The sequence below is a fragment of the Thermococcus sp. genome, assembly GCF_027066465.1.
In the GTDB taxonomy this organism is placed as follows: domain Archaea; phylum Methanobacteriota_B; class Thermococci; order Thermococcales; family Thermococcaceae; genus Thermococcus.
Genome location: NZ_JAMONU010000030.1, coordinates 1 through 16,534, shown reverse-complemented (window position 1 = coordinate 16,534; position 16,534 = coordinate 1). Strand labels below are relative to the sequence as shown.

The following is a 16,534-nucleotide window of genomic DNA, read 5'->3' as shown; positions in this document are numbered from 1 at the left end:
GTCGCAGTTGCCAAGGTACGCCGTGGGGTTCGTTTTGCACTCTTGAACAGAGGGGGAGCCTATAACGATAGTAAAGCGGTCGTAGAAGCTCCTGAGGGTTATGTTCAGGTCAACCTCGGGGCTTCCGGTTATGTAACTCTTGAGGGTCACGTTGTACGCTTTTGAACCCGGGGGAAGCTTTCCGCCATTTGAGATAAACTGAGAGTACTTGCTCGCGCTGAGGACGTAGAATTCACCGTTGGAGTATATAACGACATAGTGAGAAACACCCTTGGGGGTTCCGGGGTTGAGAACCTTCTCAAATCCCTGGTATGCGTAGACCACGTAGCCGATAGGGGCCGCGATTAGGATAATGACTACAATGAGGGCTATTAGTTTCCTGTTCACTCCAAAAACCTCCCAAGAAAAGGATTAATTCAAAAGAAAGGGAAGGAGATTCACTCCTTCGCAAGCTCGGCGAGGTACTTCATGAGGGCAACGGCAGCAACCCTGGTGGCGTTCCTGTCCTTACCGGCGACGATGACGGCACCGTACTTGCCAAAGGCGTCCGGTATGTACTCGATGTCACCTGGGCTGGTGTACCAGTCGACCTTGCTGATGTTGTGGTCAACGAGGTACTTGGTGACGCTGTTGGCGACAGGTCCGCCGACGAGGATGAGGTTGCTTCCTGGGTCCTGAACGTTGACCTCGTAGTCCATGACGACTATCGGCTGGGTGACCGGCTTGAGGACGATGCTCTGGGCGTAGATGCCCTCGACGGTGTAGCTGCTGTCCGGAAGGGTGTCGCCGACCTTGAGCTCCTTCTCTATGACCTGGCCCTCCTTCTCCTTGAGGCAGATGTAGGCGTAGGCCACGATGAACTGCTTTCCGGTTGGAGCCTTGACAAGACTGTCGTTAGCAGGGTTGTAGTACTCGTCGTAGCCCTTCTGGACGTACTTGTACATGAGGTTGTAGGCGCCGAAGACGTCAATCGGGTTGCCCTCAAGCTCCTTGTCGTTGATGAGGGTTATGTTGGCGATGTACCAATCACCGTCGTACTGGTAGGTGCTGACGGTGGCATTCCAGCAGCAGGCCGGGTGGAAGACCGGTCCGAGGGTCTCAACGTCGTACTCGGCTGAGATGCTCGCTATGATGTGGTTGTCGATACCAACGAAGGTGTCCTCAAGGGTCAGGACGAGGTCGGCGTAGCCTGGGTAGGTTGTGCTGTAGACGAGCTGGCCGCCCTCCTCGTAGATGTAAACCGGGACGCCCTTGTCGAGGATTATCTGGGTGGTCTGCTGGCCGGTCTCGGCGTTCTTAACGACGACGAGCGCTCTGTTCTCGTTGAGGCTTATGTCAAGGACGGTGATGACCCAGTTGGTTCCGGGTATGGTCTTGCTCTGGCCAATCTCGTACCAGATTGGGTTCTGGCTCGGTATGTGGCCGGCGGTGAAGGTCTGGTTGCCGACGCTGAGGACGTGGTAGCTCTGGCCAAAGACCGTGAAGTCATCTCCGGCACCGACACCCGGGTTAACGAGCTTCACGATGGTTCCACCGTTGGCCTTAACCTCCTCCTTGTCGCCGATGTAGTACTTGGTGACGTTCTCAACAACGGTCTTGGTTCCCCACTCAGGCTCGCCGTAGGTGACTTCCTCCTGGGTGGTAACGCTGTAGTTGTAGAGGACGTAGTCAACGAGGATGCTAAGGTCGCCGGTCGGAACGACTATGTTGGCCTGCTCCGGCGGGGCGGTCATGTTCCACTTGCTCGGGTTTATGGAGCTGAGCTCGACCTTCTTTATGTCAATGTGCCAGTCAACGTTAAAGTCGCCAACCTTGTCTTTGGCGGTGAGGGTGACGGGTATGCTGAAGGTGTCCTCCCACTGGGTGTAGTTTGCGGTGAAAGCGGCTCCGTTCCACCAGTAGTTGTCCGGAAGCTGGGCGTAGCTCTCGGCCCAGCTGGTTATGTTGGTTATCTTGTGGTCCTCGGTAATGGTGGTGTAGTTGTAAGCGTAAATCGTCCACTTGGCAACGGTGGCCGGCGGAATAACCTCCTTAACGGTAACGTATGCGTTCTGAGCCTCAACCTCTTGGGTCGTGTAGAGCAGACTTCCAAGGGCAACGGCTATGTCAGCGGCGCTTGCAACGTCCATAGCGGCGGCGTGGCTTCCGACGACGATTTTAACGTTCGGAGTTCCATCCGGGTTAACGAAGAAGCTCTTCGGAATGTTCGGAACGGTAGGCTGAGCGCTGGCGAAGCCGATGGTAGCGCCAATCATTGCGGCACCGACTGCGAGCGCCGCGATCTTCTTCACCTTCATTTCACAACACCTCCCATAATTTATGGGGACTAAAGCCCCCTTTAAGTGCTGTCAATGACTTACTGGCGACAACGGGTATATATACTTTTCGCTTTCAGACCCTTTCTCAAGCCGAAAAAAGCTCGGTGATTGCCGTAAAGATAAAAGGGAGCTTAATTAAATGCCTATAGCCAATTCGCCTTTTGCCGATAATATCTCATTCATTTTTTTCATCTTTTTTCATGAGCATCTTTTTGACGGGCCTCGTAACAAGTTCATTAACGAATCCCCCAAGGTCTGTGAGGGCGTTCTGAAGCTCGTTCGCCGTTATGTCCACTACCTCAGGCTCGACTATTGAAATCGCAACCGGTGCGTACTTTGCAGTCAGCTGGAACATCACGTCAAAGGGAGACAGAAGCTCAGCCGCCAGCAAACCCCTATATTTGTCAACGAACTGCTCACCCTGGAGAACGAAGCTGTTTATCAGACAGCCCTCAAGGGTAAACGCCTTGGCCATTGTGCTCCTCACGGATTCTTCGTCCTTTCCGGATACCTCTATGACGAAGCGGTACCTGATGTACCTGTCATCGGTTATGAGTTCTTCAATCTTCTCCCTTGAGAACCCGATTTTAGGCTCCGGAAGCTCGGTTAGGTCAGGATACGCGGCGAGACCTCCAAAGCGGTCCATAAGCTTGCCCATCACCAGGGAGACCTCACCGAGTATCTTCATAAGCTCCTCAGAGTCTATCTCGAACTTGCCGGGCCTTACAACTTCCACTATGGCGGGCCCGTATTTCAGAACCGCCTTAACAAGCTCATCGAAGGGACCCCTAACGCGGGCCGTTATTACTCCTGAATACCTGAGGGGTTCTTCTCCCTCTTCGATGACGTCCTCAACGTTGACCTCCGTTACTTTGAGGTTTTTTTCATTCTTCAGGTTTTCGGCAGTCTCCCTCAGAGCGTTTTCTAAAGCTTTCTTATCGCTCGAGAGACCTTCAATATAAAAAATCGCCTCAATCTCTTCCATTTTCACCACCACATACCAGGATACCGTCTTTTCTTGTAGGTACCGACTATTGGAATCCTCTCACCGCAGTACTTACACCTTCCGTTCTCGGTGATATTGTACTCGGTAATCTCAAAGCCGTAGCGGACTATTAAAGGCTTTCCGCAACGGGGGCAGTAGGTGTGCTCCCCAGGATGACCCGGCACGTTGCCGATGTAAACGAACTTCAGACCCTCTTCTTTAGCTACGCGGTATGCCATCTCTATCGTCTCAAGCGGTGTCGGAGGAAGGTGGAGGAGCTTGTAGTGCGGGAAGAAGCGCGAGAAGTGCACCGGCGTGTCGTCGCCGAGATTTTCCACAACCCAGCGGGCGAAGGCCCGTATTTCCTCCTCCTTGTCGTTGAGCGTCGGGATTATGAGATACGTTAACTCGACGTGGATTCCAAACTCTTTCTTTGCTATTACCGCCGTCCTCCTGCTCGGCTCACCGCTCGGAACTCCGGCTATCTTCATATAGAACTCGTCGCTGAAGGCTTTGATGTCGATGTTCATCGCGTCGATGTAGGGCGCGAGTTCCCTGAAGGGCTCCTCGTTGATGTAGCCGTTGGTGATGAGGAGGTTGTAGATTCCCTCCCTCTTCGCGAGCTTTGCCGTGTCGAGGACGAACTCGTACCAGATTACCGGCTCGTTGTAGGTGTAGGCTATGCTCTCACAGCCGTAGCGCTTCGCTATGGCAACGACCATCTCTGGACTCATGTCGTGGAGGTATGGAAAGCTTTCATCCGCCTGGCTTATCTCCCAGTTCTGGCAGTGCTTGCAGTGCATGTTACAGCCGACAGAGCTTATCGAGAGCGCACACGAGCCGGGCCAGAAGTGGAAGAGCGGTTTCTTCTCCACCGGGTCGGCTCCGATGGCCGAAACCTTGCCGTAGTTAAGCGTGTAGAGTTTTCCTCCGATGTTCTTTCTAATCCTGCATGAACCCCTCTTGCCCTCGTTTATGATGCAGTTAAGGGGACAGAGCCTGCAACGAACCTTACCCCCCTCAAGTGGCTCCCAGTAAAGGGCCTCCCTCATAACTCTCACCTAAAAGAAGTCCGTTCACTCACGTTTAAGCTTTTGGTATTCGGAATAGAACTCGCGCATCGTGTAGAACCTCGCCCCCTGGCTCTTGTAGTGGTCTATCAGCCTGCCGAGAAGCTCTATTGCCCTGTCTCCGGTGTTGAACTTGCAGTCGAACCTTATCCTTTCCCTCTGCATAGGCACGAACTCCCAGGGGTGGGCAAAGTAAACCCTCGGCTCCTTCAGGCGGGAGTGTATGAGCTTCTGAATCCCCCAGGGGAGCCTTATGACAGAGCTAGTAGTCGAAGCCGGAACCTCGAGGACGTTTCCGAAAAACCTGACGCCTGAACGGTAGCCCTTGTAGGTGGCCTTCGAGGAATCCACAAGGATTCCATTCTCCTCGAGAACACGGTAGTACTCGTTCGGGAACTGTAAGTTTGGCGCGCGGAACGAAAGGACATCGCCAAACTTCCGCAGGACCTTGAGGGACTTCTCTATTGCCCTCTTCCCTTCTTCAAAGCTCAGCTTGTCGAGCCTCTCATGGTTGTAGTTGTGGCTTCCGAGCTCGTGGCCCTCGTCGATTACCCGTTTCACAAGGTTCGGAAAGCGCCTCGCCATCTCCGCAGTAAAGAAGAACGTTGCCTTGATTCCCTTCTCGGCCATCAAATCGAGGAGCTTCGGCAGACCCTCCTCCATTCCCCGGGTTGTGGTCAGGTAGGGGGGACAGTCGTGCTCGACGTCAAAGGTTATCGCAACCTTCATCTCAGACCCCTCACGAGCTTGTAGAGAACGTACCTCTTATCGAACTGGGACGCCGTGTCCATCGTGGCCTTGTACACCCTCAGTATTCTCTTTATGACAACGTCCCACGAGAAGTTCCTCTCAACGACCTTCCTGGCCTCAAAGCCCATCTTCTCCCTCAGACCTTCATCTGAGAGAACTTCAGACAGGTACAGGGCAAGCTCCTCCTCGCTGTTTCCGAGAAAGCCCGTTACACCTTTTATGACCATATCCGAAAGCCCGCTCTCGTTTCTTCCAACTATGGGCCGTCCGGAGGCCATTGCCTCAAGCCCAACAACCGGAAACGCCTCGAGTATTCCGGGCATGAGAACCACGTCGGCGGCCCAGTAGAACTCCGGCAGTTCGTCTCTGGGAAGGAAGCTGAAGAGCCTGCTCACGTCTTCAAGTCCGGCCCTCCTTATGTTTTCCTCAAGCTCGGCCCTCTTCTCTCCCTCCCCCACGGCCAGGAACAGTATTTTCTCCTTCGGAAGGTTTGAAAGCTGAAGGGCGCGTTTTATGACAAAGGGCAGTCTGTGGGCCATCTTTCTGGACGTCATCCGGCCAACGTAGAAGAGAACGACTTCATCTTCAACGCCCAGCTTTTTTCTGGCCCTCTCCCTCTCCTCCGGTTCGGGGGGACGCCAAGCTTTGGTGTCTATACCGTTGGGGATGACTGTTATCGGCCTCCCAGCAAGCCAGTCACCGAGAACCTTCTCTGTGTCCCTCGCTATCGGCGTGCTGACCGCTATGAAGTGGTCAACCTTTCTGAGGGAGAAGCGGAGGTTGGCTAGACAGATACCCGAAAGGGGAGGGTCTCCGAAGAAGGAGTGGTTGGTTGCAACAACTGGAACGTTTCTTATTCCCCTGGAGACGTTGGCCACCGCAAGGGCCAGAGGGGAGTATATGCTGTGGATGTGAGTCAAGTCGAAGTCAACGCTCTTGTAGAATTCGTTTATCCTCCACAGCTGGGTCGGACTGAGGCTGATGTGATGTTTTCTGATGTAAAAAGTTGCTGGAAATCGCTCAACGGGGTATGGAAAACCGTCACCGTAGGGCATCATATACCTATAGTCGTGCGTTATCACGTAAGGTTCGTGCCCGGCTTTCATCAGGTTTTTCGCAAGCTCGTCCATATGCGCCTCTATTCCACCCACCTTGGGGTAAAACCAGTCCGAGGCCAGCGCGATTCTCCACGTTTCCATCAAGCTCACCCACGGGGGACGGCAAGCTCTACTACCGTGAGGGGTTTTAAAATGTTATCGGGCACTTCAATCTCAAAATGTTCCCAGCCAAGTTTTGGGATGGGGGTTCTACCCCTTTTGTTCACCATCACAACTTCTCTTTCCGAAACAACCCTTCCTATAACAGAAAACTCAAAATCAAGGAACTCAACGTTTTCTGGACTAATGGTAAAGACCAGCTCGAATTCCTCCCCACTCGCAAGGGCCACCTCAACCGGGTCGAGGTCCAAAATCCCAGCCACATCCTCAACGCCCTTCCCAATGGGAAGCCTCTCAGGATAAACCTCAATTCCAACGCCGCTCATCTCCGCGAGAAGGTGCAGCTCCTTTGCGAGACCGTCGCTGATGTCTATCGCCGAGCCGGCCACCCTCGAAAGAGCAACTCCCTCCTCAACCCTCGCCTTTGGCTCAAGGAACTTCTCGTAGAGGGTCTTCCTAACGGCGTCGCTCACCTCAAGCCCGTTCTTCCAGACAAGGTAGCCGGCCAAAGCCCTCCCCAGGTCACCGGTAACGCAGACCAGCTCGCCCGGCCTGGCTCCGGAGCGCGTGAGAAGTCTCTCGGCAAACCCCAGCGCTATACCGTCTATGATGAGGTCGTCGGCCTCGTTGGTGTCGGCGCTCAGAACCGGGAGGTCATAGAAGTCGAGGGCTTCACCGATTCCCCTCGCAATCCCCTCAAGGTAGTCCGAATCCAAATCCCCTGGAATTCCGAGCGAGAAGAGAAAACCTATTGGCCTCGCTCCCATCGAAGCTATATCGCTCACGTTCATCGTTACGGCCTTGAAGCCGACCTGCTCCGGAGTCATTATATCCGGCACGTCGGTTTTCCTGACGAGCATGTCGTTGGTCGCGACGAGCCATCTATCGCCGAGCTTTAAGGCACCGGCATCGTCCCCGAGGGGTAAGTCACCCTGCCGTTTGAGGTGCCTGAGGAAGAGTTCGATGATTTCGGATTCCCTCATTTGAACTCACCCGGCTTTAAGATTTTGAAGCAGTGGTTGTGTCAAGTAGAACCCTCATACCTCACTTCCCTCACGGCCCTGATGACGTCTTCCCTTGTGATTTCAAGGGTCTTTGCGAGTTCCTCACCCTCTTTGAAAACGTCCTCAACGCTCAGCTTCTTCATCACGATGTAGCCGTTTTTCTCCATCACGACAAGATAATCCCCGTTCCGTATCCCAAGTGCATCGCGGATTTCCTTGGGTATGACGACCTGCCCCTTGGTGGATACCTTCACTACCTCCACTCCCATCACCGTAGGAATTTCTTACTTTCTTACTTATTACCCTTTCGGGCAAACTTGCCAATCCCGTTTAGCAATCTTTCACAAATCCTGCCAATCTCACCTGGCAACCTTGAGGAAGTCCGTTATGCTCCTCTGCCTCGGCCTCTCGGTGTCCCTGGGAATTTCCACCTCAACGCTCTCAAGCTCCTCAACCCTCGCCTTCCTTATCTCCTCGGGAAGCTTTATCTCCCCGTACTTCCCGCCACCTCCGGGGATAACGATGAGCTTCCCGTTGCGGTATGCCCATACGGCCTTGGCAACCTCCTCGTGAACCCTGGCAAGTTCCCCGACCGGAACGTCGACGAGAACCCTAATCTCGCTCCCAAAGTCTCTCAAAAAGCGCTCCCATATCAGCCGGACGGCTTTGGTTTCAACCCCCTTACCGATAACCATTGAGATAATCTCGGCGAGGGGAGCTAAGTGAAGGTAAGGCGGTCTGTCCTTCGGCCTCTCCTCCGTATCGGCCAGCTCGAGGATTCTGTCCTTTACGCCTTTCTTTATCCGACCACCGCACTTGGGGCACTTCCATTTGAAGGCCTTCGCCTCGCCGAGGGAGTAGTGAGCGTAACAGCGGGAGCATGCCGTCAGGTGGTACTTCCCAAGACGGGGGTCCAAACCAGCGTTCAGGACGATTCTCCTTCCGCCGCGCCTTAGAATCGCCTTCCGGATTTCCTCAAAGGTAGCATCCTCCACCTCGAAGCGGTTGAACTCCCGCCCAAGGCGGTGAGGCATCGGTGAATGGGCATCGCTGTTGCTGAGGTAGGTTAATCTGTGGTGGGCCTTTATCATATCGGCCATCTCGCTGTCGGCCGAGAGACCCAGCTCAAGGAAGTGGATTTTAGCCCCTCCGTAGGCCTCCTTCAAACTGTCGTACTCCTTGTAGAGACTCGTCCAGGGGGTGAAGGCGTGGGCGGGGCCGATTAGAACGCCGAAGTCGTTGGCCAGGTCGGCTATCTCTCCCGCTGAAAGGCTCAGGTGGGGCCTGCCCTCGGTCTCGATGTCGTTTGAGTATTTTCTTAGTATTCCCCTCATCTCGCGAACCGTCTCAATGCTCGGGAAAATCAGGACGTGATGAACCCTTCTGTTGTCCTCAACCTCCGTTGTGAGGAGGAAGCGAACTCCCCTCAGCTCGTAGGTCCCTTCATCGACTTTCTTGGCGTATCTGAGGAGCTCCCCCTCCCAGTGGGGATTTAGGATGTCGCCAGTACCGACAACGTTGAGGCCCTTAAAGCGTGCGTTCTCTGCAAGGTTGGGTATCGTCATGGCCTTGGAGACAGCCTTTGAGTAGCGGGAGTGAACGTGAAGGTCGGCGTCTACTAACATCTCACCACCGTCCAAAGTTTTCGGGCCTCTAAAAAAATCTTCTCCCAAACCCTTATAACTGCGCCTTAGGATTTGGAAAACGGTGACCCAAGATGAAGGTTGAAGGATTCGTGGCCTCGCTTAGAAACGCCGAAACCATCGGCGAGCTCTTCAAGATACTGCAGGAGAGCGGAGCCCCCATAGTCAAGCTCGACGGCCAGAGGTTCCTCATCGTCGTCGAGGGTGACTTCGAGGGAAGGCCCTTCTGGACCGAGATAAACGGCGAGAAGGCCAATCAGGCTTTGGGCGATGCGATGCTCAACTCCTCCAGCTTCCCCTTCAAGTGCAAGAAGCCCTATACTGGCGGAAACGTTATCTTCGTGAACTTCGATGACATTGAGACCGAGAATTTTCTCGTAGCCTACCGCGACCCGGACTACGGAATATTCTATCTCGTTGAGAACGGCGAGGTCAGGGAGATAACCGGAGAGGAGTACGAAAAGCTCAAGGCCGAGATGCCCGAGTTCAAAGTGAAGTCCATGAGCGACGAGCAGATGGACATGATGGGAGCCTTCTTCGGTTGAGGGCTATGGACGAATGGAGCCTTCAGAGATACGTCAGGAGATGGGCAATACTGCTTGGGATAGCCTCGTTGGCCGGCCTAGTGGGGGGTCTCGGCGCCCTCATCTTTAGGGTTTTAATCAACGCCTTCACGGGGTTTTTCTTCGGCCCTGTTTTGAACAGGATATCATATAGTGTATCAGGTATAAACCTAGGCTACATCCTCCTCCCGGTTTTCGGTGCGATGCTGATAGCCCCGATGGTTAAGAGATACCCCGAACTCAGGGGCAACGGTGTCCCCGAGGTCATCGAGGGCATAATATTCAAGAGCGGAAAGATAGGGGCCAAACTGGCGTTTCTCAAAACCCTGGCAACCGCAATCTCAATAGGCGCGGGAGGTCCTCTCGGTCGTGAAGGTCCGGCCGCGTTCATCGGCGCCGCGCTCGATTCTGCACTGGCTGAGAGGCTTCCAAAACCCCAGGCCAGGAAGCTGATAACAACGTGCGGCCTGGCCGCCGGAATAGCCGGAACCTTCAACACGCCGCTCGCGGGGGCAATGTTTGCCCTTGAGGTCATCTACATGGGAGCAATAACGATAAACCTCGTTCCAATATTTATCTCCGCAATAATAGGCAACGCGATAACCCTCGTGGTTCTTCACCATCCCGTAAGATTTCCAGTGCTGAACCCCAACATAAGCGTGGTCAGAGGAATTCCCTTTTACTTCATGCTCGGAATGTTTCTCGGCGTCGTCGGCTACGCATACACCAAGGCCCTCTACAGGGCAACCGATTTCTTTGACGGCCTCTCGAAGAGGTATCCCTTTGAGCTTCGCCTTGTGCTCGGGGCCGTTGGCATAGGCATCATAGGAATGTTCTTCCCCCACGACGGCGTCTTCGGGATAGGCTTCAACGGCATCAGAGACGCAATCCTTGGAAAGTTCACGCTTGAGATGCTCCTCATGCTGGCGGTTGCGAAAATGACCGCGACGCTTCTGGCCATAAGCTCCGGGTTCTCCGGCGGAATCTTCGCACCGAGCCTGTTCATAGGAACCATGCTCGGCTCCGCCTTCGGAACCGTTGTTTCGCACTTCGCCCCCGCAAACGTTGAGGCGTACGCCCTGGCCGGGATGGCCGGTTTCTTTGCAGCGGCCACTCAAGCACCGCTGACGCAGATAATAATGATAACGGAGATGTCGGGGAGCTACGCCTATTCCCCGGCGGTCGCACTGACGTCGGTCGTTGCTTTCGTTACCGCGAGGGCGTTCTTCAAAGGCTCCTCTGTATACACGATAAAGCTGGAGCGCAAAGGCATAAGGATAAAGACCGGCAGGCCGCTGATTCTCGAAACGATAGCGGTTCACGAAATAATGAGCACGACAGTCGTTAAAATTAACGCAAAGAGGCCTCTAATGGAGGTTGAAAAAATTATTGCATCGACGGGCCACGACTTCCTTCCGGTTGTTGACGACGAAGGGCATGTGGTGGGCATCATAGGTGTGCCTGACATACTTGGAAAATCGACAGCGATTAAAAAGCTTCCCGTGGGTAGGTTTATGAGAAAAAACTTTGCGGTTGTAACGCCAAAGGAAACTGCTCAAGATGCCCTTGATAAAATACTCCTGAACGACCAGAACCTGCTCCCAGTTGTTGATGATGAAGGAAAACTAATAGGGGTTGTAACAAAGAAGGACATATACAGAGCCTATTATCACGCAATAGAAGCCATTTACCTCTGGTAAAATCATTGGTTCAACTTTCTATCAAAAAGGGCGTTAATCGTAATTGTTTTCCCGAACTTTTATCGTTTCTATGCTCCATTTTGAAAAATTAACGGGGAAAAGGTTTAAAATCACTCCATGAGAAAACCCAGAACGGCCGAGCAAAAAGCGGAGGCGATACCAATGGTGTCAATCGAGATGGTCGCCAGGGCACTGATAACTGTTTTCGGGTCAGGCATAATAGCGCTCCTCATAAGCAGGAGGTACAACATCTCCTACATTCCGCTGTTCATAGTGGCGGGCATACTGATTGGACCCATAACGATGGTGCTTCCCAGAACCGAAGCGCGCCATCTCTTCAACTACGTCCGCGTCTTTGGTCTCGTCATGATACTCTTCACCGAGGGACACAACCTGAGCTGGAAACTTCTGAAGAGAAACTTTCCAACAATAGCCACCCTTGACACTCTGGGGCTGCTGGTAACCGCGTTACTGGCGGGGTGGTTCTTTTCAGTAGTCTTTCACGCCCCGTTCCTGATAGGATTCCTGTACGGCGCAATAATAAGCGCAACAGACCCCGCAACGCTCATACCCCTCTTCAAGCAGTACCGCGTTCCCCAAGACATAGAGATAACTATCGTCACGGAGTCAATATTCAACGACCCCTTGGGCATAGTCCTCACAGATGTCGCCGTTGCGATGCTCATAGTCAGCGCAAGCGGGGGGCTCTTCGCGGCGTTCAGCCATCACCTAGGGGTCTACGGGGCAGCGGTTGCATTCTTCCTGTATGAGGTCATAGTGTCAATAATCCTGGGTGTCATAGTCGGGCTGTTCGGATACTGGTTCATTAAGAAAACGCGGATGTACGAGTTCCCTGAGATAGAGATATTCTCCCTCTTCCTGGCATTTGGAGGATTCCTTCTTGGAGAAAAGCTCCAAGCCTCGGGCTATTTGGTCGCAACGACCACGGGAATCATCCTCGGTAACTCAAACGTCTTTGCCAAGAAAGAGGACCCGAAGGTTCTCGGGAAGGTGATAAAAGCCATCGAGAGAGAAGTTCACTTCAACGAAACTCTCGCCGACATTGCAACGATATTCATATTCGTCCTCCTCGGCGCAAGCTTGAACCTTCAGCCACTCGTGAGCAACTTGGTAAAGGGACTGCTGGTGGCGTACTTCATCATGCTCGTGGCCAGGCCAATAGCGGCGCTACCGATACTGAAGTGGTGGAGCAAAAAGGAGTACGTGTTCATATCCTTAGAGGGACCGAGAGGTGTCGTTCCATCAGCGCTGGCAGCACTCCCACTAACGCTGGCTGAGAAGTACCACAGTGCAGTGCTAACAACATACTGGGGAGAGGTGATACTTGCTGTTACCGTCATAACCGTACTGGCCTCAGTGCTGACAGAAACCCTGTGGGTGCCATTCCTCAAAAGCAGGTTGCTGGAAAGCGGAGAAGCAGAAAAGACCGGGGCTTAACGCCCCCCACTCTTTTTACCCCACTGCATTCCGATGTAGTAAAACAGCAGCTTCGCGGCAACTACCGACGTGGGGGTCCCGACATCCCCGCCCGCAACTTCCATGATATCAAAGCCGATAATCCTCTTGTTCCGGACAAGCCATTCGATTGCCTCCACAACATCCCAGAACCTCAGCCCACCGGCTTCAGGGGTTCCCGTGGTCGGGACGAGGGAAACGTCGAAGACGTCTATGTCAACAGAGAGGTACACCGGCTCCGGGAGGTTCCTAACGACCTTAATAAACGTGTCGAGTGTGTAATTCCTTGAGTGCACCCATTCGATACCGTTTCTTCTCGCAAACTCTACTTCCTCTTTCGTTCCGCTCCTTATCCCGAACATCGCCTCCCTCACGCCCAGCTCTGCTATGCGCCTAGCCACGCAGGCGTGGCTGTAGGGGTTTCCCTCGTAGGAATCGCGAAGGTCAAGGTGTGCATCAAAGACAACGTAGCTTTTCGGCTTCAGCGCCTCAACCGCCCCAAGGGTCTGGGAGTGCTCTCCCCCAAGCAGAATGGGCATCGCCTCCGGATTGACCGAAAGAAGCTCACACAGGGTTTCTTTTATCCTCTTTGAAGTCTCACGGGAGTCCCCCGCGACGATTGAAACGTCTCCTATATCGGCAATCGGAGCTTCCGCGATGTCAACATCGTAATCCAGCACGTAGCTTTCCAAGTTAAAGGTTGCCTGTCTAATCAGCAGGGGTCCGAACCTCGCTCCCGGACGGTAGCTCGTGGTTCCATCAAAGGGAACTCCCAAGATTACAAATCGGGCGTCCTCAGGGTCAACAAGAGGAACCTCCAGTTTCACCGCATCATAGGTGTAAAGAAAGTCCATTTTCAACACCCCTCCGCTTCAACAAAAGCAGAGAGAATAGGGGCTCACTCGCCCCGAACCTTCTTAATCTGAATCCTGCCGAGTGTTTCCCAGTATTCAACGGTTATGCCTTCCTTGAGCTGGTCCCTAACTTCTTCGTCAACACCGCCTTCGAAGGGAACATCGTAAAGCTCGTAGGTCTCCATGTCCATAATCTGAACGGTGTCAGGGGTTATAGCTATGACCTGGCCAACGCGCTTGTCGATAATTGGGACATCAACTTCAGCGCTGGTCGGCTTGACGATGCTCCTGACCTTGCCATCAAAGATTCCAACGGCTTCAATCCTTGCTTTGGCGGAGCCGTGCTTCCCGGGGGAAGAAACGGTTATGTTCACAATCCTGCACGGTTCACCGTCGATGATTATGTACCTTCCAGGCTTGAGCTTGCTGACCTGGACCTTGGTTTTGTCTCCCATCTTCCAGACCTCCCGCAACTGTTCTGGTCTCTGTTGGCGGGGACGTTTAAAAAATTTTTGAAAAAGCTCAGCGGCGGCTTTTCAGAAGCATGCCGTTAACCACCAGAGGGAAGAACAGGACAAGCCCTATTACCGCCCCCATGACTACTGGGTCGGAACCGCTACCAAAGGCGTAGTAAAGGGCACCTAAACCTACCGCAAGTAGTGCACCCATGACAACGGCCACTGCCCCTCTGCGGGTTGTCAAACCTGAGGAAAAGAGTGGATAAGCCTCAGCTAGGGCCACCAGCGGGCCAACGCTGAAGGGAACCACCAAGAACATTGTTCTGGCAGAGCTTATCGCCATTAAGCCGGCAAGAATCATGCCGATGATGGCAACGACCGCAAGGCTTTTCTCCCGGGACAGCTGCATAACCTCGGAGAGCATCTGATTTCCCATCTCAAGGAGGACTATTATCGTAGTCAGCCCCGCGAAGTAAAGCGAGAGAACGAGGAGGAATATTATTGCGCTGGCGCCGGGAACGTTTCCCTTGAGAATCTCCGGAATGAAGTAGAACACCCTAACCGACTGCGGAAGCGGTGTTGTGCTGTTGGTGGCGTAGTTTCTGAGCGCGCTGAACTGGGTGTAGAGCTTGAAGCTCTCTTCAGGTGAAATCCTTGGGCTGTGGACGCTCTTTTCAAAGGCTTGGAAAGCCGGACCGAGCGAATACGCCATCGAATAAGCCGCCGCGAAGCTCAGGATAACCTGCAGTATGAAAACACCGATGAGAACCCTCTTGAAGTTGAGGCCCTCCGGAGCAAAGCTTCCAATAACGTAGTACACCCCCGCACCGAGACCGAACGCCACTATGACCGAAGTTAGGAGCATTATAACCCCGTGGAACGTAAGGGGCTGAGAAAACGAGGTTATCCCCGAAACGGCCTGGTGCATGTAATACTTTGCCTGCTCGGAGGTCAGAACTGAAAGCGAGCGGTTCCTGATGAGAATTGTTGAGATTATTGTGAACACTATGAATATCACAGATATTCCCGATATGAACTCCAGAACCCTTCCCTTGGCCAGCAGCAAAAGGAGAACGGCGATGATGATTGTGAGAACCGCCAAGAGTGGAACAAACGTTGTATCGCCGCTGAACAGGTATATAAGCCCCCAGCTCGAGAAGTACGAGGTTACGCCGAGCAGTATCAGGAGGAACATTAGGAGCGTAAACATTATTGCGGGCGTTCTGGCGACCTTAAAGAAAAGCTCGTAGATGAGATACCTGGTTCTTCTTGTGCTCTCGGCCTCGCTGTATATTAGGAACATTGCTATGAGAACTGGAATCAGTGAAATCAAGAAGCCCTTGAGTCCAAAGGTCATGTAGTACTTCGGCAGAATTAAGAAGTTCCATATCCCCAGAATATAACCCGCGATAAGGAACGCCATCAGGACGTTAACCCTTCTCATTGCGCACCCCTCCGGCAGAGTTAAGCCACAATGAAAACTAAGAGACAAAAAGGGGCCAAAATATAAAAACATTGTGCACTGACTTAGATTATAAATGACTCAAAGTTGACCACTATCTCGTTTACAATCGTCCATGCCATTAGCGGCTCGCGGTAAAGGCTTACCCTTCTCCCCTCAACCCGACTCCTGAAGTCCCCGTGGGGAAAGCCACCTACGATAACGAGCGGATTCTCAAGCCCCGCCAGAACCTTTCCGAAGTCCCTCGGCTTCATCAGTTCCCCTTCCTCGTGCATCACGAAGACCCCGTCGGGAGCAATTTCTTCCACGAGCTCACCCAGCGTTTTCTTCTCGATGCGGAGTAGAGCTAAATCCTTTGGAACGACGCGGTTCTTGAAGAGGCTCTCCATGAGACCGAGAAAGCGGTTGTAGTTCCTCGGAAGCTTCGTCTCGGGCTTTACGTAAATCACCTCATCGTTCCTCGTGTGGACGTAAACGCGGAGCTTCCCCTCCCTGTTGGCTATGCTCTCCAGGGCGTTTAGAAGGCAGATGTGCACTATGTCAGGCCTCCCGCGCCTCTCACCGTCTTCGAGCTTCCTAAGCGCAGAGTGGTGGTAACTGCTGTCGAGTATCACTTCCTCCGGCTTCTTGCCCCTCCTCCTCGCGTAGTTCACAACGGCTGGATGCTCCACTATCGATTTTGGCACGAGCTCAAGCTCGGAATCAGCTATCACCAGATGAAGCATTCTCCTCCCTCCTCAGCCTTATTCCCCTCTCCTCAAGGTCGGCGATGATTCTCTCAAAGGTGTCTATGCGCATGCCAAGAATCTCGGGCGGAATAACGCCGAAGATGCAACTACCCTCGGCCACGAGCCTCGCTACGGCGGAGGCGGTGTAACCGGTTACGCGCGCCATCGAGGTGAATTCTCTCTCCTCATCGTAGAGGGTGTAGCTTATCGTCCTTCCGGGCTCGCTTCCGATAACTTTCATAATCGAGAAGTCGGGGCTCTCATAGGTCATCAGCGGGGTTATAACCTCGAGCGTCTTGTCAACAT

At 53.3% G+C, this 16,534-nt stretch carries 16 protein-coding genes and 1 pseudogene; 3 read left to right on the top strand and 14 right to left on the bottom strand.

Annotation, left to right across the window (positions count from 1 at the left end; translation table 11 throughout):
* The 9 genes and pseudogenes from MVK46_RS01455 to MVK46_RS01415 all read right to left on the bottom strand — a co-directional run.
* A pseudogene (locus MVK46_RS01455) lies at positions 1 to 387 on the bottom strand (hypothetical protein); the annotation flags it as partial.
* Between the two features lie 50 nt (positions 388 to 437).
* Positions 438 to 2,297 (bottom strand): S-layer protein, encoded by a 1,860-nt coding sequence (locus tag MVK46_RS01450; protein WP_297534714.1) that lies wholly within the window; start codon positions 2,295 to 2,297, stop codon positions 438 to 440.
* A 196-nt stretch (positions 2,298 to 2,493) separates the two neighbouring features.
* The gene (locus tag MVK46_RS01445; protein WP_297534713.1) at positions 2,494 to 3,303 is read right to left on the bottom strand and encodes a hypothetical protein; all 810 of its coding nucleotides are present in this window, start codon (positions 3,301 to 3,303) and stop codon (positions 2,494 to 2,496) included.
* A 2-nt stretch (positions 3,304 to 3,305) separates the two neighbouring features.
* Positions 3,306 to 4,355, bottom strand: coding sequence for an AmmeMemoRadiSam system radical SAM enzyme (gene amrS / locus MVK46_RS01440; RefSeq protein ID WP_297534712.1), 1,050 nt, complete (start codon positions 4,353 to 4,355; stop codon positions 3,306 to 3,308).
* A gap of 24 nt (positions 4,356 to 4,379) precedes the next feature.
* Positions 4,380 to 5,102, bottom strand: a complete 723-nt coding sequence (locus MVK46_RS01435) for a polysaccharide deacetylase family protein (RefSeq protein WP_297534711.1) — start codon at positions 5,100 to 5,102, stop codon at positions 4,380 to 4,382.
* Positions 5,099 to 6,322 (bottom strand): glycosyltransferase family 4 protein, encoded by a 1,224-nt coding sequence (locus MVK46_RS01430; protein WP_297534709.1) that lies wholly within the window; start codon positions 6,320 to 6,322, stop codon positions 5,099 to 5,101. The genes MVK46_RS01435 and MVK46_RS01430 overlap by 4 nt, the downstream gene beginning before the upstream one ends.
* A gap of 5 nt (positions 6,323 to 6,327) precedes the next feature.
* Positions 6,328 to 7,323 carry a thiamine-phosphate kinase gene (locus MVK46_RS01425; protein ID WP_297534708.1) on the bottom strand — a complete coding sequence of 332 codons (996 nt, stop codon included), beginning with the start codon at positions 7,321 to 7,323 and terminating at the stop codon, positions 6,328 to 6,330.
* A 41-nt stretch (positions 7,324 to 7,364) separates the two neighbouring features.
* Entirely contained in the window at positions 7,365 to 7,613 is a 249-nt protein-coding gene (locus MVK46_RS01420) for an AbrB/MazE/SpoVT family DNA-binding domain-containing protein (RefSeq protein WP_297534706.1), read from the bottom strand.
* Between the two features lie 90 nt (positions 7,614 to 7,703).
* Complete coding sequence (locus MVK46_RS01415) at positions 7,704 to 8,969, bottom strand: TIGR00375 family protein (protein WP_297534704.1); 1,266 nt, start codon at positions 8,967 to 8,969, stop codon at positions 7,704 to 7,706.
* A 92-nt stretch (positions 8,970 to 9,061) separates the two neighbouring features.
* Between MVK46_RS01415 and MVK46_RS01410 the strand changes: the two genes are divergently transcribed.
* From MVK46_RS01410 to MVK46_RS01400, 3 genes are all read left to right on the top strand, one after another.
* On the top strand, positions 9,062 to 9,532 hold the full coding sequence (locus tag MVK46_RS01410) for a hypothetical protein (RefSeq protein WP_297534702.1): 471 nt from the start codon (positions 9,062 to 9,064) through the stop codon (positions 9,530 to 9,532).
* 5 nt (positions 9,533 to 9,537) lie between these two features.
* Positions 9,538 to 11,250 carry a chloride channel protein gene (locus tag MVK46_RS01405; RefSeq protein ID WP_297534700.1) on the top strand — a complete coding sequence of 571 codons (1,713 nt, stop codon included), beginning with the start codon at positions 9,538 to 9,540 and terminating at the stop codon, positions 11,248 to 11,250.
* A gap of 162 nt (positions 11,251 to 11,412) precedes the next feature.
* Positions 11,413 to 12,708 carry a sodium:proton antiporter gene (locus tag MVK46_RS01400; protein ID WP_297534698.1) on the top strand — a complete coding sequence of 432 codons (1,296 nt, stop codon included), beginning with the start codon at positions 11,413 to 11,415 and terminating at the stop codon, positions 12,706 to 12,708.
* Here the strand turns inward: MVK46_RS01400 and speB are convergent.
* From speB to MVK46_RS01375, 5 genes are all read right to left on the bottom strand, one after another.
* Complete coding sequence (speB, locus tag MVK46_RS01395; protein WP_297534696.1) at positions 12,705 to 13,580, bottom strand: agmatinase; 876 nt, start codon at positions 13,578 to 13,580, stop codon at positions 12,705 to 12,707. The two genes, MVK46_RS01400 and speB, sit on opposite strands and share 4 nt — an antisense overlap.
* Before the next feature lie 44 nt (positions 13,581 to 13,624).
* Complete coding sequence (locus tag MVK46_RS01390; RefSeq protein WP_297534694.1) at positions 13,625 to 14,035, bottom strand: translation initiation factor IF-5A; 411 nt, start codon at positions 14,033 to 14,035, stop codon at positions 13,625 to 13,627.
* A gap of 67 nt (positions 14,036 to 14,102) precedes the next feature.
* Positions 14,103 to 15,482, bottom strand: coding sequence for a sodium-dependent transporter (locus MVK46_RS01385; RefSeq protein ID WP_297534692.1), 1,380 nt, complete (start codon positions 15,480 to 15,482; stop codon positions 14,103 to 14,105).
* Between the two features lie 83 nt (positions 15,483 to 15,565).
* Complete coding sequence (locus tag MVK46_RS01380; protein ID WP_297534690.1) at positions 15,566 to 16,225, bottom strand: 16S rRNA methyltransferase; 660 nt, start codon at positions 16,223 to 16,225, stop codon at positions 15,566 to 15,568.
* The coding region (locus tag MVK46_RS01375) for a saccharopine dehydrogenase C-terminal domain-containing protein (protein ID WP_297534688.1) at positions 16,203 to 16,534 on the bottom strand (332 nt) is incomplete at its 5' end. The genes MVK46_RS01375 and MVK46_RS01380, both read right to left, overlap by 23 nt.